Source organism: Hyphomonas sp. UBA3601, from assembly GCF_002375605.1.
Taxonomy (GTDB): Bacteria; Pseudomonadota; Alphaproteobacteria; order Caulobacterales; family Hyphomonadaceae; genus Hyphomonas.
On record NZ_DFME01000144.1, the window covers coordinates 1 to 353 of the forward strand.

Consider the following 353-nt stretch of genomic DNA (forward strand, 5'->3'; position numbering starts at 1 on the left):
GGCACGATCCGCAACATTCTCGGCGGCGTAGTCTTCCGCGAACCAATCGTGATCTCCAACGTCCCACGTTTGGTGCCAGGCTGGACGAAGCCGGTTGTGGTTGGTCGTCACGCCTTTGGTGACCAATACAAAGCCACGGACTTCCTCGTTCCCGGCAAGGGCAAGCTGACCATGAAATGGGAAGCATCCGACGGATCCGATTCCAAGGAATTCGAAGTCTTCGACTTCCCTTCCTCCGGTATCGCCATGGGCATGTACAATCTCGACGAGTCCATCCGTGACTTCGCGCGCGCCAGCCTGAACTACGGCCTGCAGCGCAAATGGCCGGTCTACCTGTCGACCAAGAACACGAT

At 57.8% G+C, this 353-nt stretch carries 1 pseudogene; it reads left to right on the forward strand.

The features are described from left to right. Positions 1 to 353: pseudogene (locus B4F73_RS16070) on the forward strand (isocitrate/isopropylmalate family dehydrogenase); the annotation flags it as partial.